The organism is Paludisphaera sp., from assembly GCF_037189885.1.
Lineage (GTDB): Bacteria > Planctomycetota > Planctomycetia > Isosphaerales > Isosphaeraceae > Paludisphaera.
The window spans coordinates 181,184-204,196 of record NZ_JBBCIR010000010.1; the positions used below are offsets into that span (position 1 = coordinate 181,184).

Consider the following 23,013-nt stretch of genomic DNA (forward strand, 5'->3'; position numbering starts at 1 on the left):
AAGGCCCTCACCCGGCCCTTCGGGCCACCCTCTCCCGGCGGGAGAGGGGACGCGCGTTTCACGCTCGCTAAAAAAGCTGTCGACGCAACAGGTTTAGATGAGATAGTTTGTGTGAATATGCCGCGAAAATGCGCCGCGCCGCGTTCTCTAAACCCCATTTGTATAGCACTACATGGTAGGAAACCTCATCCCGTTCCTTGGCAATTCGCATGGCGGACCGATGAACGACATCACGCGCCCCCTCCAAACCCGAGCCACATCCACCTCCCGCAGTCCTTCGAAAGCCCGCACGGTCACCCCGAGCCAGGACGGGAAACTCATTCGATAACGACGAACGAAGCCAACTTTGTAATGACGCAAGTCTAGGTCAAATTGTGGTGTTGCGTCAAAATGCGGCCGATCTCCATTCGACGAACGAAGCCAACTCCGGGGAGGTCACCGGCCGCGTCGGAAGTGGTCGAAGCCGCCTCGTCGCAAGGGCGTCGCGCGACCGTCGGCGGCGCGCAGGCAAATGCCGGGCTCGGCGACGATTTCGCCGACGCGGTGGAGCGTCACGCCCGGAACGAGCCGGGACGCGGCCTCGGGGGGGACGGTGAAGCAAAGCTCGAAGTCCTCGCCGTCATTCAGCGCGTGCATGACGGGCGAGACGCCGTCCTCGGCCGCCAGGGCGACCGCGTCGGCGTGGACGGGGATCGCGGATTCGTCCAGCACCGCCCCCAGGCCGCCGCTCTCGTCGAGGATGTGGCCGAGGTCGGAGGAGAGCCCATCGGAGAGGTCGATCATGGCCGTCGGATTCAAGGCCGGCCGGATCGCCTGGGCCTCGCGGATCCGGGGCTCCGGGCGCAGGTGCCGGCCGCGGAGGAGGCTCCCGCCGAGGGGGCCGGTAACGAGGATGACGTCCCCGACCCTCGCGCCGGCGCGGCTGGGGGAGCCCAGCGGGTGGGGGTCGCCCATCATCGTGACGCTCACCACCAGCGGCCCGTCCCAGGCGTTCGTATCCCCGCCGACCAGCGCGACGCCGAAGCGATCGGCCATCCGGCGCAGGCCGGCGTCGAGCCCCCGGCCGATCGCTTCGGCCTCCCCGCGCGGCAGCGCGACGGCCACCACGGCGAACCGCGGCGAACCGCACATCGCGGCGATGTCGGAGATGTTAACCCCCATCGCCTTGTAGCCGGCCGCCTCCGGGCCGTCGCGGTCCAGGAGGAAGTGCCGGCCGTCCATCAGCATGTCGGTGGTGACGATCGCGGCCGTGTCGCGGAACCGCACCGTCGCGCAGTCGTCGCCGATGTCCCCTTCCACCCCCTGGTCCGGCCCCAGCCTCGGCCGACGTCCCCGGATCCATTCGATGAGGCCGAATTCGCCCGACGGTCGCCCGCTCATCGTCCCGCCTTCCCGGATCGCGCCCCGGCCATGAACGCCCGCGTCGCCTGCTCCGCGGCGGCGGCGAGGTACTCGGACGCGCGGGCCATCGCGTCGCCCAGCGTGGTCGGACCCGGACAGATCGGGAAGTAGGCGTCCAGGCCTTCCTCCAGGCAAGCCTCGGCCCCGTCGCCGATCGAGCCGACCAGCGCGAAGGTCGGCACGCCCAGCGATCGGGCCAGCCTCGCCACGCCGACGGCCGTCTTGCCGTAGGCGCTCTGGGCGTCCAGCGAGCCCTCCCCGGTGATGCAGAGGTCGGCCCCTTCGAGCTTGTCGCGGAGCTTCACGGCATGGATCACCAGGTCGATACCCGGCTTCAACCGCCCGTTGGCGAACGCCATCAGCCCGCCGCCGAGGCCCCCCGCCGCCCCCGCGCCCGGGACCTCCGCGATGTCGACGCCCAGGTCGCGCGCGATGACGTCCGCGAGCCGTCGCAGCCCGCGGTCCAGCCGTTCGACCATCTCGGGCGTCGCCCCCTTCTGGGGCCCGTAGACCGCCGAGGCGCCCGTCGGACCGCAGAGGGGATTGGTCACGTCGCACGCCACGGCGACCTGGACGCCCTTTCGCGCGACCGATCCGGGGACGCCGGTCGGCGGCTCGACGCGGTCGAGATATTCGAGGCCGAATCCGCCCGGCGGGATGTCGCGCCAGTCGGAGTCGACGAGGTGATAGCCGAGGGCCTGGGCCATCCCCGCGCCGCCGTCGTTGGTCGCGCTGCCGCCGATCCCGAGGACGATCCGGCGCGCGCCGGCCTCGGCCATCGCCAGGAGCAATTCCCCGACGCCCCGGGTCGTGGTCGCGCCCGGATTTCGGCGGTCCTCCGGCACGAGGACCAGGCCCGACGCCGAGGCCATCTCGGCCACGGCCGTCCCGTCCTCGAACAGGGCGAATCGCGCGTGGACGGGATCGCCGAGCGGCCCCGTGACCCGGACCCGTCGCATCTCGCCGCCGTCGCGCGCCGCCGTGATGGCGTCGACGAGGCCCTCGCCGCCGTCGGCCATGGGGACGCCGATGATTTCCGTCGACGGATCCGCGGCGCGGACGCCTCGCGCCACGGCCTCGACGACCTGGGGGGCCGAGAGGCTCCCCTTGAACTTGTCGGGTGCGATCACGACTCGCATGACGGTACCATCCGGGCGCGGGACGCGCGGCCGGAAAGTCGGCTCGCGTCATCCCCGACGATTTGGCCGCGCCCGGGGGCCGGTCGTCAAGCGCCGACCGCCTGCATGAGCCGATCGGCCTCGCGGTCGCCCGGCATCTCGAAGCAGATCTCCTGCCGCTTGATCGAGACGCTCATCGGGGCCTCGATGCCGATGCGGACCTGGTTCCCCTCGATCTTGGACACCACGATCCGGATGTTCTCGCCGATCTGGATCGCCTCGCCCGCCTTCCTGCTCAGGACCAGCATGATATATCCTCCGTGTTTCGGATTCGAGTTCGATCGCGGTCGGTGGATCGGAAGGAGGGGGGAAGCTCCGTTCGCCCCGCCTTCGTCGCCCCAGGTAAGAGCACTCTGTATGCCAAGACGCCGCCGTCGATCGACTGGTTCGTAACTTGAGTCGAAATCCCCGAGAATTCGGCGACCGGCCCGTCCGAAAGATTACGTCGCCCATGACGGTCAACCCGAATTCCTGTAACATCGCCCGGGGATTTGCAAAAGTTACCTCGATTTCGGGGGCTCGAAACCGCGTGGGGGAAGCCAAGGTCGCGAAGGAGGGGCGGGGCGATGCGCACGCGGTCGCGCGACGGCCGATCGGTCCGGCGGTCCTGGTCATCGCGCTTCTCGTTTGGCTCGCCCCCTTCAGTTTGGGAAGCTCGATGCCCGTCGGCGGCGACGTCACCCAGTTTTTCCTGGGTCTGATGGCCGTCCTGTCGCGATCGCTGGCCCAGGGGACCATCCCGTCCTGGAACGGATTGTGGGGCTACGGCTTCCCGGGCGTCGGCGAGAGCCAGATGGGGGCCTTCTATCCTCCCCACCTGATCCTCTACGGGATTTTCAGCCTCGAACGGGCCTACGTCCTGAGCCTGGTGCTCCACACCTTGTGGGGAGGGCTGGGGGGATACTGGGCGGCTCGACGGTTCGGCGCGGCGAGGCTGGGGGCCGGGCTGGCGGGGTTCGTGTTCGCGGCGTCGGGGTTCTTCGTGATCCATCTGCCCCACCCCTGGGGCTACACCACCGGCGCGTGGATGCCCTGGGCCTGGGGTTTGGCCTGGTCGCTCCTCGACCAGTCGGGTCGGGGGACGGCCCGGCGGCTGTTCCTGCTGTCGGTCGCGCTGACGATGCAGGTCTTGCCGGGCCATTTCCAGATCGCGTTCATGACGCAGGCGACGGTCGGCCTCATGGCGGCCTGGTCGATTATCGAACGCCGGCCGATGGCGCGCGTCGGGCTGACCCTGCTGGGCGCGGCCGTCGTCCTGCCGCTGGCGGCGGCCCAGGTCTGGCCGACGGCCCGGATGGCCGCGATGGCGGAGGGGCATCGCGACTACGAATACCTGTCCGGCTTCGCCGCGACCCCCTTCCACCTGGTCGGTCTGGTCGCGCCCCGGCTGTTCCACGACTCGCCGTTGTGGCGTCCGCTGATCTGGGACCCCTTCCACACCTCCCCCGAGGAGCTGCTGGCCTACGTCGGGATCGTCCCGCTGATCCTGGCCCTGATGACCCTCGCCCGCGAGGCCCGCCGCGACGCCGCCGCGCGGGCGCTCGGCGTGCTGGCGATCGCCTGCCTGTTGCTGAGCCTGGGACCGTATCTCCCCGGGTTCCGGTGGCTCATCCAGCTCCCCGGCTTCTCGTTCTTCCGGGCCCCCGCGCGGTGGACGCTGCCGATGTCGCTGGCCCTGGCGATGCTCGCCGGGCTGGGGCTCGACCGCTGGCGGTCGTGGGAACGTCCCGGCCGGGGCGCGGTCCGGCTGGGCCTGGCGGCGGTCGCGTGGGTCGCGGTCGTGCTCGGGCTGATCGAGCTGGCCGTCTGGTCTTCGTCCCCCTCGGGGAGTCGCGCGGTGGAGGCGATGTACACGAAGGCGTTCGCCGCCCTGCCGTGGGAGGGCGACCCCGACTTCCGCGCCGTGGCGAGCCTGGCCCGTCGGCCGTCGGTCGACCCGGCCATCCCCCCCACGCTGGAGCGGGCCGGCGTCCGACGCTCGACCCAGCCCCGCGACCCGCGATCGTTCGAGCAACGCCGCTGGACCATCTACCGCGAGGAACTGACGGGGACGCTCGCCGTCCTGGCGGCGGTCATCGCGATCGCGACCGTCCCCCGGCTGCGCCAGCGGGTGCCCGTCCTGCTGGTCGGCCTGACGTTCCTGGACCTGACCTTGCTGGCCGGCCATCGGTACGTCCAGGTCGGCCGCCTGCAACCATTAACGGAGCAGAGTCCGGTTCTGGCGGCGCTGGCCCGGGAGCCGGCGGGGACGCGGACGATCGACCCGACGCGGAACCTGGCGATGGCCGCCGGGCTCGCCCCGGTTCGGGCGTATCGGACGCTCGACCTGCCGGCGATGGTCGGCCTCTCGGCGCTGGCGGCGGGGCCGATCGACGGCGATCTCGCCCCCCGCGCCATGCGGGCCGTCGGCGCGGGGCTGCGCGTGCTCGACCCGATCGAGGTCGCGGCGATGAAGCTCCGCGGCGTCTCGCCGCCGGGCCCGGTCGAGACGATCCGCGACCCCGAACTCGCACGCTGGCTGTTCGGCCCCGACTGGAACGCCGGGGAGTTCTATCCCGCCCTGGGCATCGCGGACGGGCGGAAGGACGTCGCTCCGGTCGACTTCCAGATCGTCCGCGCGGCCGACGCCCCGATCGCCTGGCTCGTCCGCGAGCCCATCCCGGAGGCGTCCGACGGCGACCCCCGGCGCGTGCTGGCGACGGTCGAGGCCGCGACGCCGCTGCCGGCCGCGTCGACCCCGGACGCGGGCTGGGTCGTGCCGCTGGACGGCCCCGGCGGGACGGTCCTGATGTCGGTGCTGCACGACCCCCAGTGGCGGGCGACCGTGGTCGGGCCGGACGGTCGCGAGGCCGCCGCGAACGTCCGGCCGGCATTCCGCGTCGGGGAGGGGGGCGGGGCGTGGATGGCGATCGACGTCCCGCCGACCCGCGAGGCGGGGGCGAAACTGGTCCTCGCCTACGACGCGGCCGACATCCGCCGCGGCTTGTGGGCCTCGGCGGCTTGCTGGGGGGCGTGGATCGCGGCGATAATCGTGATGCGGCGTCGGGAGCGGAAGGCGGCTTGAGGCGGAGGGCGTGTAGACGTGGCGGAACCTGTCGGCGTGGCGGTGGTTGGGGCGTCGGGATACGCGGCGCGCGAGCTGATCCAGATCCTCCTGCGGCACCCGGGGGCGCGGATCGCGATGGCGACCTCGCGCCAGGACGAGCGGCTGGACGCGCTCCATCCCAGCCTGACGGGCCGGATCGACCTGGCCTGCGAGCCGTTCGACGCCGACCGCCTGGCCGAGCGCTGCCGGTTCGCGTTCCTCGGCCTGCCCCACACGGCCAGCATGGCCATCGTCCCGTCGCTCCGCGAGCGCGGGGTGAAGGTGATCGACCTGAGCGCCGACTATCGCCTGACCGACGCCCAGGTTTACGAGGACTGGTACGGCCACGCCCACACCGACCCCGCCGCGCTGGCCGACGCCGTCTACGGCCTGCCCGAACTGTTCCGCGACCGCATCCCCGCCGCCGGTCTGATCGCCAACCCCGGCTGCTACACCTCGACGAGCATCCTGTCGCTGGCGCCGCTGGTCGCGCAAGACCTGATCGATCGCAAGTCGATCATCATCGACGCCAAGAGCGGCGTGTCGGGCGCGGGGCGGTCCCCCAAGCTGACCACGCACTTCCCCGAGTGCAACGAGAGCCTGACCGCCTACAACGTCGGCCGGCACCGCCACACGCCGGAGATCGACCAGGTGCTCACGGCGGTCGCCGGCGGCGGCGAGCCGGTGGAGGTCATCTTCACGCCCCACCTGATCCCGATGGATCGCGGCATCCTCGCCACCATCTACGCCACGCCCAAAAAGCCGGTGGCCGAGCACGACCTGATCGACCTGTTCCGCTCGTTCTACGCCGACTCCCCGTTCGTCCGGGTCGTCACCCGCCTCCCCGCGACGAAGGACTCGGCCTTCACCAACTTCTTCGACGTGACCGTCCGCGTCGTCCGGGGGCGGATCGTCGTCCTCGCGTGCTTGGACAACCTCGTGAAGGGGGCGTCGGGCGTGGCCGTGCAGAACCTCAACCTCATGCTCGGCCTGCCGGAGACCACCGCGCTGCTCTGATCGTCGGATCAGAAGGCCAGCATCGGCTTGAACGTCCTCCCCGGCTCGTCGAACGCCGCGAGAGCCTCGCGCCAATCGTCGAGCGGGAAGGGGCGGACGTCGGGGAGGAAGTCGGCCCGTCGCAGCCGGGGCCAGAGCCGATCGAACCACCCGCGCCACTCGTCATTCGCGACGCCTTCCAGGCGGTCGCGCAGGTGGAAGCGACGGAGCGTCGGGCCGCCGGCGACGGGGCGGAAAGGCGAGCCCGAGAGGAGGCCGTAGGAGACGAGGTCGGCCGGGCGGGGCAGGGCGGCGAGGATGGCGTCGGCCAGCGGCCCGCCGACGGCGTCGAACGCGAGGTCGCATCGGGCGGCGCGCGAGATCAGCGTCGGGTCATCCTGGCCGACCGGGGTCGTCCCGATCGCGGCGAGCGTGGCGCGGTGGATCGGCGAGCGGTGGACGGCGACGACCTCGCGGGCGCCGTCGGCCAGCGCCCAGGCGGCGAGCATCCGCGCGCAGGCGGAGCCGGCCGCCGTCAGCAGCACGCGACGCCCCGCGACGGGATGGGCCTCCAGCATCAACATCGCCGCCAGCGGGTTGATGTAGGCCCGCGCGGCGATGTCGACGGGGATGTCGTCGGGGACAAGGATCAACAGCTCGGGGTCGGCGTCGACGGTCGTTCGCCACGTCCCATCGCCCCGGAGCGGCAGGACGCGACGGCCGACGAGGTTCGGGTCGTCCGCCTCCGCGACGACGCCGAGGCCCTCGTACCCGGCGACCCTCGGCGGCGAGACCCGATGGCGGTACGCGCCCGTGATCGGGATCAGGTCCGACGGGTTGATCGCCGCGGCGACCATGCGAACCCGCGCCTGGCCGGGCGGCCGGGGGCGCGCCGGCGCCGATTCCAGCGTCAGCGCGTCGAGCGGCGGGCCGAAGCGTCGGAACCAGAGGGCGCGGTCCACGTCGGCCGGGCTCAACCGCCGACCGTCTCGGCGACCAGCTTCGCGAGCATCGGCCGCAGGTGGGCGAAGGCCCGCGAGCGGTGGCTCAACTGGTGCTTGACCAGCGCGGACAGCTCGCCGAACGTCCTGTGGTACTCGGGGATCAGGAACATGGGGTCGTACCCGAAGCCCCCCGGCCCGCGAAGCTCCCGGATGATCCGACCGCGGACCGAACCCTCGGACTCCAGGCGGATCCGCCCCTCGGGGTCGGCCAGCGCCAGGGCGCAGCGGAAGGCGGCGCCGCGGCGCTCGTCGGGGACGTCGGCCATGGCTTCCAGCAGCTTGCGGCAGTTCGCCGCGTCGTCGCTCGGCTCGCCGGCGTATCGGGCCGAGAGGACGCCCGGCGCCCCCTTCAGGGCGTCGACGGCCAGGCCGGAGTCGTCGGCCAGCACCCAGACCCCGAGCGCCTTCGCCCCCTCGGACGCCTTCTTGCGGGCGTTGCCGGCGAACGTGTCGGCGTCCTCCACGACCTCCGGGGCCTCGGGATGAGCGGCGATCGACTCGATGACGACCCGGTCCATCCACGGCCGACGCTCCCACGGCGGGGCGATCAGTTCGGCCATCTCGCGGCACTTCTTGACGTTCCGCGAGCCGAGGACGAGGCGGATCGTGGGGGAATCGCTCATGGTGGGTCGTCGTATGGGGGCCGGATGAAACGCGAAACCGCCGCCCCTCGCGGCGGGGGGGCGGCGGGCCATTGTCGCCGATGGCGGTCGGGCGGGGAAGGGGGGGCGGCCCGCGGCGGCCCCTCCCCCCGGTTCACTTGACGAAGTTCGCCTTGATCGGGGCGAGGTCCGTCAGCGCGCCGGCCGGGACGATCATGGTGTCGACCGTCTTCGAGCGCGACTTGCCGTCGATGAGCGGCACGGCCAGCTTCAGCAGGGCGTCGCGCAGGGCGCCGGCCTGGGGGTCGTCGGGGGCGTTGAACGAGCCGACGTAGACCTTGCTGGAGGTCCGGTCGTGGAAGACGAAGATCGGCTGGCCGAGCTTCGCCACGTCCTTGTCCTTGCGGAGCACGTTCGCCATCTTCTCGGCGTCGCTGGCCGCGGTGCGCAGCGGGCTCTTGAGCAGGGCCAGGTGCCCCTGGAAGGCGCTGTCCTTCTCGTTGAACGTGGCGCGGCCGGTGAACTCGGCCACCTGGAGGCTGTACTGGCCGGGGCAGCGAGCGATGCTGCCGTCGCCCGAGTTCATCTCCACGACGAGGCGATCGACCTTGTGCGGGTAGAGGTCCTGGGAGGCGGCGTAGGGGTTGGTCGTCCGGATCGCCTTGCTCAGGCCCTCGCGCCAGGGGAAGATCGACGAGACCTCGTCCAGGCACTTCGGCTTGATCTTCTTCACCTTGTGGTGGAGCTTGACCGCCGCCTCCTGGGTCTTCTCGTCGCCGACGAGCACCGCGGCCTCGTCATAGGTCCGGTACTTCTCCGGCACGTTGACGGACGCCCGCGCGACCTGGGGGTCGGCCTGCGGCGGGATGTTGCGGATGTTGCTGCGGCCCGGCCAGTCCTTGGTGCGCAGGATGTACGCGGGGAGCCCGTGCTCCTGGCGCAGCTCCTTGACCAGCGCCAGGGCCAGCCGATCCGAGTCGGGCCCGCGGAAGGTCTTCGCCAGGACCATGAACGGGCCGTTCTGCTTGGTGAGCAGGAAGGGCTCGATCGGGTCGTCCGGGAGGATGCCCGACGGATCCTTGAGTTGGTCCGGGCTCGTCAGGTCCGGGATGACCTCGACGGTCTGCTCCGGGATGTTCTGGCCGCGGGCGGCCCCGCCCGCCAGGGCCGCGACCAGTGCCAGCGCTGCGACGGTTTTCTTCATGGACGATCCCCCTCCTTGTCGGATCATCGGCCGCCGGGACGTGGCGCGGGCCCGCGGCCCTCGTCCCGAGTCAATGACGTGATTCGCGAAGGTCCCCGCGCGGGGCGAGGCTCGCCCTCGTGGCGGCCCCGGCGGGACACGCGCGGGACTTTAGCAGAAGCACGCCGGCCCGCCCAGAGCGATCGGCCGCGATCAGCCCCCGATGGCGTCGCGCTGGATGACGCCAAGGCGGTCGATGCCGGCCTCCGCCAGGTCCATCAGGGCGTCGAGCTGGGCGCGCGAGAAGACGCCTCCCTCGCCGGTCCCCTGGACCTCCACCAGCCCCCCGGAGCCCAGCCGGACCACGTTGGCGTCGACGTCGGCGCGGGAGTCCTCGGAGTAGTCCAGGTCCAGGACGGGCCGACCCTCGACGATCCCGACGCTCACCGCCGCGACCGAATCCTTGAGGACCGCCGCGGCCCGCTCGGGGCCGAGCCGATTGCGGAGGCCCAGCGCCACGGCGACGTACGCGCCGGTGATCGCCGCGGTGCGGGTGCCGCCGTCGGCGTTGACGACGTCGCAGTCGACGTGGACCGTCCACGGGCCGAGCGCCTGGCGGTCGACCACCGCGCGGAGGCTCCGGCCGATCAGCCGCTGGATCTCGGTCGCCCGGCCGTCGGTCCGCCGCGAGACCCGCGTCGGCGTGCTGCCGGGGAGCATCGCGTACTCGGCCGTCAGCCAGCCGACCCCCTTGCCCTCCAAAAACGGAGGCACCCCCTCGGCGATCTGGGCCGTGACCAGCAGGGTCGTCCCGCCGCAGGTGTACAGCACGCTCCCGGCGCAGTTCCTGGCGAAGCCGGGGACGATCGTCACCGGCCGGAGGTCGTCGTCGTTGCGTCCGTCGCGTCGGGGCATGGGGATCTCTTTCAGGGGCGGAGGCGCTCGGCGGCCGATCGATCCCGGACGAGGGATTCGAGCAGCGCCATCTGGAAGTACATGCGGTTCGCCGCCTGCTGGAAGACGCGGCTCCGGGGTCCGTCGAGGACGCTGGAGGTGACCTCCTCGCCCCGATGGGCGGGGAGGCAATGGAGGAAGACGGCGTCGGGCTTCGCCGCGGCCATCAGCTCCTCGTCGACCTGGAACGGGGCGAAGATCTCGCGGCGGCTGTCGGCCTCGTGCTCCTGCCCCATGCTGGCCCAGACGTCGGTGTAGACGGCGTCGGCCGAGTCGGCGGCGGCCCGGGGATCGTGGACGACGGCCAGCTCGGCGCCCGGGAAGCGTTCGGCGAACGCCCGGACGAAGGGCTCCGGATACTCATACCCTTCAGGGCAGGCCAGCACGAAGTCGACCCCCAGCAGGGCGGCGGCCTCGGCCAGCGACATCGCCACGTTGTTGCCGTCGCCGATGAAGGCCAGCCTCAGGCCGGCGAGCGCGGGCTTCAGCTCGGCCAGCGTCAGCATGTCGGCCATGGCCTGGCAGGGGTGGGCGTCGTCGGAGAGGGCGTTGACGACCGGGATCGTGGCGTGCCGGGCCAGCTCCTCCAGCGTCGCGTGGGCGTACGTCCGCACGGCGAGCGCGTCGACGTACTGGCTGAGCACGCGGGCGAAGTCGGCCACGCTCTCCCGGACGCCCATGCCGGCGTCCTTGCCCCGGATGAAGATGGAGTTCCCGCCCAGCCGGGTGCAGGCGGCCTCGAAGCTGACGCGCGTCCGCAGCGACGGCTTCTCGAAGACCAGGCCCAGCGTCTTGCCCGCCAGCGGCGGCCCGCCGATCGCCCCCGCCTTCATCGCCGCGGCGCGGTCGAGCAGGGCGCGGGCCGACTCCGGGGTCAGGCCGCGAAGATCCAGGAAATGCGAGGGGCGGGGCCGGCCGTCGCTCTCGTCGTCGCGAGCCGCGACGGGGTGTTGGGTTCGCATCGACCCGCGTGGCTTGGAGCTTTTCAGGGGTTCGTCTCCCGCAAGACCTCGGCAAGGATGTCGCAGCCCGCGTCGATCTGCTCGTCGGCGATGGTCAGGGCCGGCAGGAGTCGCACGACGTGGCCGTGGGTCGCGTTGATCAGGAGCTGGCGCGACAGGCACCCGGCCACGACGGCCGAGGCGTCGAACGTCAGGTCCAGGCCGATCATCGTCCCGAGGACGCGGATCTCGCGAATCTTCCCGGGCATTTCGTCCCGGAGGGCATGGAAGCGGGCGCGGAACCGCTCGCCGATCTCGGCGCCGCGGGGCAGCAGGCCGTCGGCCTCGATGGTCTCCACCGTCGCGAGGCCGGCGCGGCAGGCGATCGGGTTGCCGCCGAACGTCGAGGCGTGCATCCCCGGCCGGAGCGACGCGGCGACCTCGGGCTTCGCCATCATCACCCCGGCGGCGATCCCCCCGGCCAGCGCCTTGGCGCAGGTCAGGACGTCGGGGACGACCCCCGAGTGCTGGTACGCGAACCACTCGCCTGTCCGGCCCATCCCCGTCTGGACCTCGTCCAGGATCAGCAGCGTCCCGGTCCGGTCGCACAACTCGCGGAGCCGGGGGAGGTAGTCGGCCGAGGGGATCTTGACGCCCCCCTCGCCCTGCACGGGCTCCAGCATCACGGCGGCCGTCTGGTCGTCGATCGCCGCGGCGACGGCGTCCACGTCGTCGTACTTGACGTACGCGAAGCCGGGGAGCATCGGCCCCAGATCCTCGTGGTACTTGGGCTGCGCGGTGGCCGTCAGCGCGGCGTAGGTGCGGCCGTGGAAGCCCCCCTCCATCGTGACGATCTTGAACTTGCCCTTCGGCGCGCCGTGGGCGCGGGCCACCTTGATGGCGGCCTCGTTGGCCTCGGCCCCGCTGTTGCAGAAGAAGCACTGGCCGCCGAACGAACGCTCGGAGAGGGCGCGGGCGAACCGCCCCTGCGCCTCCATGTACCAGGTGTTCGGGACGTGGATCAGCTCGCCCACCTGCTCGCGCACGGCCTCCACCACGCGCGGGGGGCAGTGGCCGATCAGGTTGCATCCCCAGCCGGGGAAGAAGTCCAGGTAGCGCGTCCCCTCGGCGTCCCAGATCCAGGAGTTCTCGCCGCGGACGAGCGAGACCGGGTAGCGCCTGTAGTTCGGCACGACGTAGCGTTCGAACTCGGCGATGGTCTCCCGCGAGGATGCGTGAGGGGTCGGCGCGTGTGCCAAGGGGGGGGCTCCAGGGACGAGGGGGGGGCGAGGGATCTCGCGTCGCCCCCCTTCGCGGCGATGGCGAGGGTCGGGTCGGGGTGGGGGCCGGCCGGCCGGCCGTTCAGCGGACGACGACGGGGCGCCTGCCGGCGGGGGAGGCCCGGTCGGCGTGCTCGTCGACGGCGATCTCGGTGCCGACGCCGCTCTCGGTGAAGATCTCCAGCAAGAGCGAGTGCCGCAGCCGGCCGTCGATCACGTGCGTCTTGCGCACGCCGGCCTCCAGGCTGCTCAGGCACGCCTCGACCTTGGGGATCATCCCCCTGTCGATGATCCCCTCGCGGATCAGGTCGCGGCATTCGTCGGGGGTCAGCGCGGAGATCAGGCTGGATTGGTCGTCGCGGTCGCGGAGGATGCCGGGGGTGTCGGTGAGGAACACGAGCTTGTCGGCCCGGAGCGCCTGCGCGACCGCCGCGGCGGCGGTGTCCGCGTTGACGTTCAGCAGCTTCTCCTCGTCGTCCTCGTCCTCGGCCAGCGAGGGGAGCACGGGGACGACGCCGGCCAGGCAGAGGTTCTCGATCGGCAGGACGTCGACCTCGGTCACCTCGCCCACCCGGCCCAGGTCCACCGGCTCGCCGTCGTCGCCTGGCATGGTCAGCCGGCGGCCGTAGAGGCACTGGTGGGTCTTGTGGTGCAGCCCGGAGGCCCGGCCGCCGAACTTGCTGATGTGCCGCGCGATGTCGGCGTTGATCTCCTCGGCCAGCACGCGCGCGACGATCTCCAGGGTGGCGTCGTCGGTGTAGCGGCGGCCCTTGACCCAGCGCGGCTCCAGGCCGGCCCGCTCCATCGCGGCGGTGATCGCCTTGCCGCCGCCGTGGACCAGCACCGGCCGCATCCCCACCGTCTGCATGAAGACCACGTCGACCAGCAGGGCGCGGAGCGACTCGGGATCTTCCATGACCGACCCGCCGACCTTGATCACGGTGAACCGGCCGTGGAACTTGCGCATGTAGCCGAGGGCCGCGATCAGGACCTCGGCCTTCTGGATCGCCTCTTCGTACACGGGTCGGCCCCTCACCGCCAACGGACAACGCTCCCCGGAGCAAACCGCCATTCTGGCGATCGCCGGCGCGGATGTAAAGGCCGTCGCCCGACGGACGAAGGCCCCGGGCGCCGACCGTGGTCGCGCCCGGGGCCTCCCTCGCGCCGTGGCCCCGTCGGGGGGGCGGCCGGGATCAGCCGAACTCGCGGTCCCGGACGATGCCCGGCCGCGGGATGGGGTACTTCCCGTCGGGGAGGAGCTGCAGCGGGGCCGGGCCGTCCATCGTCAGGTTGGCCAGGTCGGGGGCGAACTCGTGCTCGCAGTTCAGCATCTCGTCGTAGGTGATCACCTGGCCGGTGTGGGCGGCCATGCGGCCCATCGACGTGACCAGGCTGGCCTTCACGCCGCGCTCGACCTCGTTGAACGGGTGGTCGTTGCGGATCGCCTCGACCAGGTGGTCCCACTCGAGCTGGTACGGGTTCGGCTCGGGCTGGGGGAAGGCCCACAGCAGGTCCTTGCGGGACCCGAGCTTCTGGCCCTTGTAGATGCGGCACTTGGCCGGCGAGTGCGAGTTGGTGGAGATCACCGCCGAGTTCTTCGACCCGTGGGCGTAGCTGGCGAACTCCGACTTCACGCCGTCGATGTTGCGGCCGCCCAGGAAGAACTTCGAGCCGTCGTCGAAGGTGTACTCGACGGAGTAGGTGTCGAAGTTCTGGTCGATGCAGTCGTCGCGGTAGGTCCGGGCGCCGGCGGCCTCGGCCTTGACCGGCCAGGCGTCCTTCACCCAGCAGCACTCGTCCACGTTGTGGATGAGGAAGTCGCTGTAGCAGCCGCCGGAGGCCCACAGGAAGCCGTGGAACTTGCGGATCTGGTACGCGACCTCGCTGATGTCGTCGGGCTTCGGCGGCACGAAGGCCACGCCGACCGGGCCGGTCTGGCGGTAGGCCCGCATCGTGACGATGTCGCCGATCTCCCCCGAGCGGACGCGGTCGATCAGCTCGCCGCGGGCCTTGCAGTGGCGGCACATCAGGCCGACGCCGACCTTCAGGTTCTTCGCCATCGCCTTCTCGTTCAGCTCCAGCATCCTCTTGGAGGTGGGGCCGTCGACGGTGACGGGCTTCTCCATGAAGACGTGGACGCCCTTCTCGATGGCGTAGGCGAAGTTCAGCCAGCGGAACGCCGGCGGGGTGGCGAAGATCGCCACGTCGCCCGGCTTCAGGCAGTCGATCGCCTTGCGATAGGCGTCGAAACCGAGGAACCTCCGCTCCGCCGGCACGTCCAGCTGCCCGGACTCGGGGCTGAACGTCTTCTCCAGCTGCGAATAGCTGCCGTTGAGCTTGTCCTCGAACACGTCGGCCATCGCGACCAGCTTGATCGGCCCGCTCTGCGTCGACAGCGCGTTCTCGGCGGCGCCGGTGCCGCGGCCGCCGCAGCCGATCAGGGCGACCTGGATCGTGTTGTCCTCGCCGGCGTGGACCAGCGGGGAGGCGGCCTGCGCCAGCGTCGCGGCGGCGGCGACCGCGCCGCCCGTCTTGAGGAAGTCCCGGCGCGAGGCACCCGTCTTCGGATCGGTCATTTCGTCGCTCCTGAGGTCTGCGGTCGGAAGCAGGGGCGGGGAGAGGATGGAGGGATCGGAGGGGGCGCTACGCCCGGACCCTTGCAACTGGATCATAAACCTCGCTTCGGCGATTCTCAAAGAGAAATCCAATTTTCCCCGGCCGGCCCCCTTGGGCGGAATGATTCGCATTCGTCCGGAAAAATCTGGCCCAGGGCCCGCCGCGCGGGTAACATCGGCGGCATCGCCATTTCTCGTGCATGTCGATTGGAGGGAGCCGGATGCGCCAGTCGGCAGACCCCCATCTCCCGCGCGGACTCCTCGCCCTCCGGGCCGGCCTGATCCGGGGAGATCAGCTCGTCGACGCGTTCCGCGCCTGGCTCGTCGACGATTCCCGCCCGATCGACGACCATCTGGTCGCGATGGGGTGCCTCGACGAGGCCCAGCGGGCCGACCTGGCCGCGCGGGCCGAGGTCGCCGCCTCGACCGAGTCCGACCCCGAGGCCGACCCCGACCGGACTCGATCGTGCCCCGCGCCCGCCTCGTCCGGCCCTGCCGTCGAGCCCGGCCCGACTCCCGGGGCCGGCCGCTACCGGATCCTCCGGCGCCACGCCGAGGGGGGGCTGGGAGTCGTGTACGTCGCCCTGGACTCGGAGCTGAACCGCGAGGTGGCCCTCAAGCGGATCCGCGAGGACCACGCCGACGACCCGGGCAGCCGCGGCCGGTTCCTGATCGAGGCCGAGATCACCGGCCGCCTGGAGCACCCCGGCATCGTGCCGGTCCACGGGCTGGGCCGGCAGGGCGACGGACGGCCGTTCTACGCCATGCGGCTCGTCCGAGGCGCGTCGCTCCGCCAGGCGATCGAGGCGTTCCACGAGGGGCCGACATCCGGGCCGGACGGCTCGCTGGCGTTCCGCCGGCTGCTGAAGAAGTTCACCGACGTCTGCGAGGCCATCGAATACGCCCACTCGCGGGGGGTGATCCACCGCGACATCAAGCCGGGCAACGTGATCGTCGGCAAGCACGGCGAGACGCTGGTGCTCGACTGGGGGCTCGCCAGGGCGACGGGCGTCTCCGAACCCGGCTCCCCGGAGGGCGCCCTGTCCACCTCGTCGGGGGGCGACGGGTCGGCGACGATCCCCGGCCAGGCGATGGGGACGCCCGCGTACATGAGCCCGGAGCAGGCCCGCGGCGAGTTGGAGGGCCTCGGGCCGCGGTCGGACGTCTATTCGCTGGGGGCGACGCTCTACTGCCTCCTGACCGGCCGCGCCCCGTTCGAGGGGCCGCCGTCGGACGTGCTGGTCGCGGTGAGGGCGGGTGATTTCCCGCCCCCTCGGGCCATCGACGCCTCCATCGACCCCGCGCTGGAGGCGGTCGTCCTGAAGGCGATGGCCGCCGACCCGGCCTCGCGTTATCCCTCCGCCAAGGCCCTGGCCGAGGACGTCGAGCGCTGGCTGGCGGACGAGCGAGTCGAGGCGTATCCCGAGCCGTGGACTCGGGGCCTGATCCGCTGGCTGACCCGCCACCGCGTCAGCGTCACCGCCGCCGGCGCGGCGGGACTGGTGGCCATCGCGGCTCTGGGCGTTCTCGTGGCCTCTCAGTCGCGGGCCAACGCCCGCCTCGCCGCCATCAACCTGGAACTGGACCTCCAGCGCGAGCGGGCGGAGGCGAACGAGTCCGAGGCGATCGACGCCGTGAAGCGGTTCAACGACGCCATCATCGCCAACCCGGAGCTGAGGTTTAACCCCACGCTGGGGCCACTTCGCGAGGCGTTGCTGCGGGAACCGTTGTCCTTCTTCGGTCGCCTCCGCGATCGCCTCCAGTCCGAGGCCGCCCCCCGGCCCGAGACGCTGTTCCGGCTCGCGGACGCCATCGGCGCGCACGCCATTCTCACCGACCAGATCGGCGACAAGGAGGAAGCGATTCGGACCTTCCGGCAGTCAGCGGACATCCTCGAGCGGCTGGCCGTCGTCCGCCCAGACGTCCTCGGGCACCACGCCGGCCTGGCGAGCGCCCTGACCTACCTCGGGGGCCTGATGGGCAACGCGGGCCGAGTCGACGAGGCGCGAGCGGCGCTCTTTCGCGCGCTCGAGATCGGCGAACGCCTGGCGGGCGAGCAGCCCGAGATCGTCGGCCACCGGGCCCTTTTGCTGAGGGGTCGAGTCGACCTCGGTGCCTTGCTGGCGCGAACCGGCTCCGTCGACGAGGCGCTGGCGGCGCTCGCGGGCGCGATCGAGGTTGGCGAACGCCTGGCGGGCGAGCAGCCCGACGTCGTCTTCCATCGGGCCAACCTATCGACCGCTTACGACATCCTTGGCGTCCTGCTCATTGACGCCGGCCGCGTCGACGAGGCGCTCAAGGCCAACGGACGGGCGATCGAGCTCGCCGAAAGCCTGGCCCGCGAGCATGCCGCCTGCGCATGCTACGACGCCCAGATGGCGAGGGTCCGGATCAACTCGGGCACCGTGCTCAGCGCCGCCGGGCGGGTCGACGACGCTCGGCGGGCGTTCGAGCGGGCGGTCGAGCTGGGCGAGCGCGTCGCCCGGGCCCAGCCCGCCGTGGCCGCGAGCCAGGCTTTCCTGGCGACCAGCCACAGGAACCTCGGCCTTCATTACTTGAAGGGGGGGCGGGTCGCCGAGGGGGTCGAGGCCGTCGAGCGGGCGGCCGAGATCGGCGAGCGCCTGGCCCGAGACCATCCCGACGTCCCCGAATACCGGGCCGAGCTGGCGGCGGCTCGCGACGCCCTCGGCTGGCAATTCCTGATCGCGGCGCGGGTCGACGACGCGCGAAGGTGCTTCGAGCGGGCGATCGAGATCGGCGAGCGGCTGGCCCGCGATCAGCCCGGCGTCGTCGGGCATCACGCCGCCCTGGCGAAGGCTCACTTCGGCCTCGCCTCGCTGCTGAACGGTTCGGGGCGGGCCGACGACGCGTTGCCGGCGTTCGGGCGCGCGATCGAGATTGGCGAGCGGCTGGCCCGCGACCACCCAGACGTCGTCGCCCACCACGCCCTGCTGGCCAATTGCCACGCCAACCTCGGAGTCCTGCACGCCGTCTCGGGGCGGGTGGACAAGGCCAGGGCGTGCCTGGAGCAGGCCGAGGAGACGTTTCGTCGCCTGGCTCGCGACCAGCCGGGCTCTCCCGATTTCGCGAGCGCCCTCGGCGCCATCCTGCTCAACCTTGCCGGGTGCGACATCCACTCCGCTCGCCTCGACGAGGCGCGCGAGCGGATGCTGGAGTCCGGCTCCTGGCACCGGAAGGCCCTGGCCGCCAGCCCCGCCAACCCCCCGATCCTGACGGCTCGCGAGCGCCAATTGCAAGCCTTGCTCCTCCTGGAGCAGGAACGTGGCGACACGGAAGGGTTCGCGCGGGCACAGCGCGAGCTGGCCGAATTCCGGCGTGACGACCCCCGACCGGCGGTCGCCGACCCGGAGTTGAAGGGGGTGCTGGAAGGCAAGGCCCCGAAGGACGCCGCGGAGCGGCTGAAGCTAGGCTTGCGTGCTTACCAGACGAGGCGCTTCGCCCTTGCCGCCAGGCTGTGGGGCGAGGCGCTCGACGCCGAGCCCGGCCTCGCCGAGGACCGTCGGACGCTGCACGCCTACAACGCCGCCTGCGCCGCCGTCCTGGCCGCCGACGGGAAGGGGGTCGACCCTCCGGCCGACCATTCCGAGAAGGTCCGCTTGCGCGGCCGGGCCCTCGCCTGGCTGAAGTCCGAGGCGGATGTCTGGTCGAGGCTCCTGGGATCGGGCCCTCCCGAATCCCGGGAGGAGATTTCCAAGGTCCTCCGCCATTGGCAGGGCGACCCCGACCTCGCGAGCATCCGCGACGCCGACCGTCTCGCCGGCCTGCCCGAGGACGAGCGGGCCGCATGGGAGGCCCTCTGGTCGGGCGTCGATGAGTTGATGAAAAAGGCCGAGTGAGCGGCCTCGCGCCGATCCGACGGGGCGCGCGGGGCGTATCCTGGTATGCTCCCCCAGGGGAGCGGCCCACGCCCCCCCGGAGGATCACGCATGGCGACCGCCGTCGACCCCGACCTCGTCACCCGCAATCCGGCCACCGGCGCCGAGGTCGGCCGCGTCGCGCCGACGCCCCCGGGCGACGTGGCGGCGCTCGTCGACGGGGCGCGTCGCGCCCAGGAGGCCTGGGCCGAACTCCCCTGGCGAGAGCGCCGGCGGCCCATCGAACGGTGGCGGCGGATCCTCGCCCGCGACGCCGACGCCTGGGCCGACCTGATCCGCGACGAGATCGGCAAGCCAACGCCCGAGGCCATGGCCGGCGACGTCGTCCCCACGCTCGACGCCCTCCGCTGGACCGTCAAGCGCGCCGGGTCGGTCCTGGCCGACGAACGCATTGGCCCCTCGTGGCAGCGCATGCTGATGATGCCCGTTGGACGCCTTCGTCAGCGGCCCGTGGGCGTGGTCGGGATGATCGGCACCTGGAATTATCCGCTGTTCCTCAACGCCGGCCCGATCGCCCACGCGCTGGCCGCCGGCTGCGGCGTGGCGTGGAAGCCGTCGGAACTGGCCGTCGCGACCGGCGAGCGGCTTCGAGCGAGCCTCGACGAGGCCGGCTTCCCAGAGGGGCTCGTCGCGACCTTGCGGGGCAGGGGGGACGTCGGCGCCGCGTTGCTGGAGGCCCCCATCGACAAGGTGCTGTTCACCGGCGGCGTGGCGACGGGGCGGAAGGTGCTCCAGGCGGCCGCCGCCCGGGGCGTGCCGGCCGTCGCGGAGCTGTCGGGCTACGACCCGGCCATCGTCCTCCCCGACGCGCCGAGGGATTCAACGGCCCGCGCCCTTTTATGGGGGGCGTTCGTCGGTTGCGGCCAGACCTGCGTGGCGGTCAAACGCGTGCTGGTCGTCGGCGACCCCGAGCCCTGGGCGCGCTCGCTGGCCGATGCCGCCGGGCGCCTCGTGGTCGGCGACCCGAGCAACCCCGGCGTGGACGTCGGCCCGATGATCGACCCCGCCGCCCGCGACCATTTCCACGCGACGATCCGCGCGGCCGTCGACGCCGGCGCCGAGGTGCTCGCCGGCGGCCGGGCGATCGAAGGTGCCGGATGCTATTACGAACCGACGGTCCTGCTGGGCCGGACCCCGGAGTCGGAACGGGCCCTGGAGGGGGCGTTCGGCCCGGTCGTGCTGGTCCGGGGGTTCGAAAACGCCGACGCGGCCGTCGCCGCGGCGAACGACGCCGACATGGCGCTCGCCGCGAGCGTCTGGGGCTCCGACCGAGCCGCCGCCCGCGACGTGGCGCGCCGGGTGACCGCCGGGACGGTCGGCGTCAACGAGGCCGTCACGCCCGCCGCCTCGGCCGCGGCGCCGTTCGGCGGCTTCAAGGCCAGCGGCCATGGCCGGACCCATGGCGCGATCGGCCTCCGGGAGTTCGTCGCCCCCCAGGTCCTGTTCACCCGTCGGGCGGGAGGCTTCCGCCCCCAACTCTTCCCCTACGGCGACGGTCGGCTCGTCGCCGGCTTCCTGCGGTTTTACCGCCTCCTCTTCCATCCCCGCGCGTAAAATGCGGCCAGGAGGACCAATTCTCATGAACGACCGGAAGATGCTCGCCGCGCTGCTCGTCCCCGCCATCGTCGCGACCCTGGCCTTCGCGGCCTTCGCCGGCTACCAGGACGACAAGCCCGTCGACCAGGCGCCGAAGCCGAAGGCCGCCCCCACCAAGGAGACCGCCAAGGACATGCCCACCCCAGACGAGACCCCAACGGCCGACATCCCCAGGACCGAGGAAGAGTGGCGCAAGAAGCTCACCCCGGAGCAGTACCGCATCCTCCGCGAGAAGGGGACCGAGCGCGCCTTCACCGGCAAGTACTGGAACCACCGCGAGGACGGCGTCTACCGCTGCGGCGGCTGCGGCACCCCCCTGTTCGACTCGTCCTCCAAGTTCGACTCCGACTGCGGCTGGCCCAGCTTCGACAAGCCGGTCGGCGACAAGGAGATCCAGGAGGAGGCCGACCACAGCCTCTTCATGACCCGCACCGAGGTCCTCTGCAAGAAGTGCAACTCCCACCTGGGACACGTCTTCGAGGACGGCCCCACCGCCACCGGCCTCCGCTACTGCATCAACTCCGCCGCCATCGACTTCCAGAAGCGCAAGCCCGCCAAGCCCGCCGCCGAGGAGGCCGGCAAACCCTGACGCCCACGCCGACGGCGACGTCGATTTCGGAAATTTCATCGCGTTTCCACTTGTTCGGACGTTTCACAGGCTGTAAGTTTTCTGTAGAAACTGTCCAACCAGACGGAGCGGTGATCTATCGTGGAAATGACGCCTGCCGCGCAGAAGTTCGTGCTCCACTGGGGCGAGATGGGCCAGGCCTGGGGCATCAACCGCACGATGGCCCAGGTCCACGCCCTGCTGTTCATCGCCCCGACCGCGCTGGACGCGGAGGAGATCAGCTCGCTGCTGGACGTGAGCCGGTCGAACGTCTCGACGAGCCTCCGCGAGCTGATCACCTGGGGCGTGGTGCGCCGGGTCCACATCATCGGCGACCGTCGCGACCGCTTCGAGGCCCTGAAGGACGTGATGGACACGTTCCGCGTCATCATGGCCGAGCGCCGCCGCCGCGAGATGGACCCGACCATCTCGTTGCTGGAGCACTGCATCGAGGAGGCCGAGGCGGGGGGCGACGCGGAGGCCTACACCCGCGAGCAGCTCAACAAGATGCTCGCCTTCACGAAGATGGTCACAGACTGGTATGGCCATATCGAGAACCTGCCGACACCGGCCATGCTCCGCCTATTCCGCGGCGGGACCATCATCGCGAAACTCTTCTCCAAGGGGGGCAAGGGCGCCAAGCCCGGCTTCGCCCCCGAGGACTCGGTCGAGCCGCTGGACGAGGAAGAGGAAGCCCCCCCGACCCCGTCCCGGAAGTGACGGCGCGCGTCGGTCCATCGCGCGAACGATGCGCGTCCCATCCCCCGCCCGGCTGACGACCCGACACCGATTCGGGCATGAACGCGAAGCGGGGTCCTGTCGCGAATCCCCTCCCTTCTCCCACGAGGGGAGAAGGGAGGGCCGGCGAGGGCCGACGGTGTGTCTCGATGTCGCATGCCCGTCGGCCGGAAACGAAAAAACGCCGCGCCCGGAGGCGCGGCGTTTCGGAGATCGGGGAGACCCGTCGCGAGGCTCAGGACTTCTCGGGCTCCTCGGCCGTCCGGGTCGGGAAGGCCGGGGCGCGATCGACGACATGGTCGATGAGGCCGTAGTCCTTGGCTTCCTCGGGCGACATGAAGCGGTCGCGGTCGGTGTCCTGCTGCAGGCGTTCCAGCGACTGGCCGGTGTGCTTGCGGTAGATGTCGTTGAGGGCCTTCTTCATGCGGACGAATTCCTCCGCGTGAATCAGGATCTCGGTGGCGGTCCCTTCCATGCCGGCGAGCGGCTGGTGGATCATGATCCGGCTGTTCGGCAGGGCGTACCGCTTGCCCGCGGCCCCGGCCGACATCAGCAGCGAGCCCATGCTGGCGCACTGGCCCATGCAGTAGGTGGCCACGTCGCAGGGGACCCACTGCATCGTGTCGTAGATCGCCATGCCGGCGGTGACGCTGCCGCCGGGGCTGTTGATGTACAGGTGGATGTCGGCCTTGGCGTCCTGATGGGCCAGGACCAGCATCTGGGCGACGACCAGGTTGGCGACGTTGTCGTCGATCGCGGTCCCCAGGATGATGATGCGGTCCTGGAGCAGGCGCGAATAGATGTCCATCGCCCGCTCTTCGCGGCCGCTGCGCTCGATGACGATGGGAACCAGTGGCATCGGTGTGAGCCCTCGGACAGGCGGCGCGTCGGGCGGATGGGCCCGGCGCCGCGGTGGAGTTCGTCCTCGTCCCGGAAC

18 protein-coding genes are annotated in these 23,013 nt (G+C 71.5%); 6 read left to right on the top strand and 12 right to left on the bottom strand.

Annotated features, from left to right (window positions below):
* Window positions 1-435 precede the first annotated feature (435 nt).
* The 3 genes from thiL to csrA form a co-directional block, all read right to left on the bottom strand.
* Window positions 436-1,380 carry a thiamine-phosphate kinase gene (gene thiL / locus WG209_RS04840; protein WP_337173878.1) on the bottom strand — a complete coding sequence of 315 codons (945 nt, stop codon included), beginning with the start codon at window positions 1,378-1,380 and terminating at the stop codon, window positions 436-438.
* Entirely contained in the window at window positions 1,377-2,540 is a 1,164-nt protein-coding gene (locus WG209_RS04845; protein ID WP_337173879.1) for a glycerate kinase, read from the bottom strand. The genes thiL and WG209_RS04845 overlap by 4 nt, the downstream gene beginning before the upstream one ends.
* 86 nt (window positions 2,541-2,626) lie before the next feature.
* Window positions 2,627-2,827, bottom strand: a complete 201-nt coding sequence (gene csrA / locus WG209_RS04850; RefSeq protein WP_337173880.1) for a carbon storage regulator CsrA — start codon at window positions 2,825-2,827, stop codon at window positions 2,627-2,629.
* Window positions 2,828-3,237: 410 nt separating this feature from the next.
* Here csrA and WG209_RS04855 point away from each other — a divergent pair, with 410 nt between their 5' ends.
* Both WG209_RS04855 and argC read left to right on the top strand, forming a co-directional pair.
* On the top strand, window positions 3,238-5,643 hold the full coding sequence (locus WG209_RS04855) for a hypothetical protein (protein ID WP_337173881.1): 2,406 nt from the start codon (window positions 3,238-3,240) through the stop codon (window positions 5,641-5,643).
* An 18-nt stretch (window positions 5,644-5,661) separates the two neighbouring features.
* The gene (gene argC, locus WG209_RS04860) at window positions 5,662-6,681 is read left to right on the top strand and encodes an N-acetyl-gamma-glutamyl-phosphate reductase (protein ID WP_337173882.1); all 1,020 of its coding nucleotides are present in this window, start codon (window positions 5,662-5,664) and stop codon (window positions 6,679-6,681) included.
* 8 nt (window positions 6,682-6,689) lie between these two features.
* Here the strand turns inward: argC and WG209_RS04865 are convergent, their stop codons facing one another.
* The 8 genes from WG209_RS04865 to WG209_RS04900 form a co-directional block, all read right to left on the bottom strand.
* Window positions 6,690-7,637, bottom strand: a complete 948-nt coding sequence (locus WG209_RS04865; RefSeq protein WP_337173883.1) for a zinc-dependent alcohol dehydrogenase family protein — start codon at window positions 7,635-7,637, stop codon at window positions 6,690-6,692.
* Entirely contained in the window at window positions 7,634-8,287 is a 654-nt protein-coding gene (rdgB, locus tag WG209_RS04870; protein ID WP_337173884.1) for an RdgB/HAM1 family non-canonical purine NTP pyrophosphatase, read from the bottom strand. The genes WG209_RS04865 and rdgB overlap by 4 nt, the downstream gene beginning before the upstream one ends.
* 133 nt (window positions 8,288-8,420) lie before the next feature.
* Window positions 8,421-9,470, bottom strand: a complete 1,050-nt coding sequence (locus tag WG209_RS04875; protein WP_337173885.1) for a hypothetical protein — start codon at window positions 9,468-9,470, stop codon at window positions 8,421-8,423.
* A 192-nt stretch (window positions 9,471-9,662) separates the two neighbouring features.
* Window positions 9,663-10,364 carry a ribonuclease PH gene (rph, locus tag WG209_RS04880; RefSeq protein ID WP_337173886.1) on the bottom strand — a complete coding sequence of 234 codons (702 nt, stop codon included), beginning with the start codon at window positions 10,362-10,364 and terminating at the stop codon, window positions 9,663-9,665.
* Between the two features lie 11 nt (window positions 10,365-10,375).
* Complete coding sequence (argF, locus tag WG209_RS04885) at window positions 10,376-11,365, bottom strand: ornithine carbamoyltransferase (RefSeq protein WP_337173887.1); 990 nt, start codon at window positions 11,363-11,365, stop codon at window positions 10,376-10,378.
* Window positions 11,366-11,388: 23 nt separating this feature from the next.
* A complete protein-coding gene (locus WG209_RS04890; protein WP_337173888.1) occupies window positions 11,389-12,603 on the bottom strand; it encodes an aspartate aminotransferase family protein in 1,215 nt (404 codons plus the stop codon).
* Between the two features lie 103 nt (window positions 12,604-12,706).
* Window positions 12,707-13,645 carry an acetylglutamate kinase gene (gene argB, locus WG209_RS04895; RefSeq protein ID WP_337173889.1) on the bottom strand — a complete coding sequence of 313 codons (939 nt, stop codon included), beginning with the start codon at window positions 13,643-13,645 and terminating at the stop codon, window positions 12,707-12,709.
* A gap of 172 nt (window positions 13,646-13,817) precedes the next feature.
* Entirely contained in the window at window positions 13,818-15,200 is a 1,383-nt protein-coding gene (locus WG209_RS04900) for a Gfo/Idh/MocA family oxidoreductase (protein WP_337173890.1), read from the bottom strand.
* A 260-nt stretch (window positions 15,201-15,460) separates the two neighbouring features.
* Between WG209_RS04900 and WG209_RS04905 the strand changes: the two genes are divergently transcribed.
* The 4 genes from WG209_RS04905 to WG209_RS04920 all read left to right on the top strand — a co-directional run bounded on the left by WG209_RS04905 (window position 15,461) and on the right by WG209_RS04920 (window position 22,058).
* A complete protein-coding gene (locus WG209_RS04905) occupies window positions 15,461-19,096 on the top strand; it encodes a protein kinase (protein WP_337173891.1) in 3,636 nt (1,211 codons plus the stop codon).
* A gap of 90 nt (window positions 19,097-19,186) precedes the next feature.
* Window positions 19,187-20,689, top strand: a complete 1,503-nt coding sequence (locus WG209_RS04910) for an aldehyde dehydrogenase family protein (protein WP_337173892.1) — start codon at window positions 19,187-19,189, stop codon at window positions 20,687-20,689.
* Window positions 20,690-20,714: 25 nt separating this feature from the next.
* Entirely contained in the window at window positions 20,715-21,320 is a 606-nt protein-coding gene (gene msrB, locus WG209_RS04915; RefSeq protein WP_337173893.1) for a peptide-methionine (R)-S-oxide reductase MsrB, read from the top strand.
* Window positions 21,321-21,446: 126 nt separating this feature from the next.
* Complete coding sequence (locus WG209_RS04920; RefSeq protein WP_337173926.1) at window positions 21,447-22,058, top strand: MarR family transcriptional regulator; 612 nt, start codon at window positions 21,447-21,449, stop codon at window positions 22,056-22,058.
* Between the two features lie 253 nt (window positions 22,059-22,311).
* Here the strand turns inward: WG209_RS04920 and WG209_RS04925 are convergent, their stop codons facing one another.
* Window positions 22,312-22,935, bottom strand: a complete 624-nt coding sequence (locus tag WG209_RS04925) for an ATP-dependent Clp protease proteolytic subunit (protein ID WP_337173894.1) — start codon at window positions 22,933-22,935, stop codon at window positions 22,312-22,314.
* Between the last annotated feature and the right edge of the window lie 78 nt (window positions 22,936-23,013).

Excerpts from the sequence above, each read along its gene's own strand:
- thiL (WP_337173878.1), bottom strand. The coding sequence starts at position 1,380 with ATGAGCGGGCGACCGTCGGGCGAATTCGGCCTCATCGAATGGATCCGG.
- WG209_RS04845 (WP_337173879.1), bottom strand. The coding sequence starts at position 2,540 with ATGCGAGTCGTGATCGCACCCGACAAGTTCAAGGGGAGCCTCTCGGCC.
- csrA (WP_337173880.1), bottom strand. The coding sequence starts at position 2,827 with ATGCTGGTCCTGAGCAGGAAGGCGGGCGAGGCGATCCAGATCGGCGAG.
- WG209_RS04855 (WP_337173881.1), top strand. The coding sequence starts at position 3,238 with ATGCCCGTCGGCGGCGACGTCACCCAGTTTTTCCTGGGTCTGATGGCC.
- rdgB (WP_337173884.1), bottom strand. The coding sequence starts at position 8,287 with ATGAGCGATTCCCCCACGATCCGCCTCGTCCTCGGCTCGCGGAACGTC.
- WG209_RS04875 (WP_337173885.1), bottom strand. The coding sequence starts at position 9,470 with ATGAAGAAAACCGTCGCAGCGCTGGCACTGGTCGCGGCCCTGGCGGGC.
- rph (WP_337173886.1), bottom strand. The coding sequence starts at position 10,364 with ATGCCCCGACGCGACGGACGCAACGACGACGACCTCCGGCCGGTGACG.
- argF (WP_337173887.1), bottom strand. The coding sequence starts at position 11,365 with ATGCGAACCCAACACCCCGTCGCGGCTCGCGACGACGAGAGCGACGGC.
- WG209_RS04900 (WP_337173890.1), bottom strand. The coding sequence starts at position 15,200 with ATGACCGATCCGAAGACGGGTGCCTCGCGCCGGGACTTCCTCAAGACG.
- WG209_RS04905 (WP_337173891.1), top strand. The coding sequence starts at position 15,461 with ATGCGCCAGTCGGCAGACCCCCATCTCCCGCGCGGACTCCTCGCCCTC.
- WG209_RS04910 (WP_337173892.1), top strand. The coding sequence starts at position 19,187 with ATGGCGACCGCCGTCGACCCCGACCTCGTCACCCGCAATCCGGCCACC.
- msrB (WP_337173893.1), top strand. The coding sequence starts at position 20,715 with ATGAACGACCGGAAGATGCTCGCCGCGCTGCTCGTCCCCGCCATCGTC.
- WG209_RS04920 (WP_337173926.1), top strand. The coding sequence starts at position 21,447 with ATGACGCCTGCCGCGCAGAAGTTCGTGCTCCACTGGGGCGAGATGGGC.
- WG209_RS04925 (WP_337173894.1), bottom strand. The coding sequence starts at position 22,935 with ATGCCACTGGTTCCCATCGTCATCGAGCGCAGCGGCCGCGAAGAGCGG.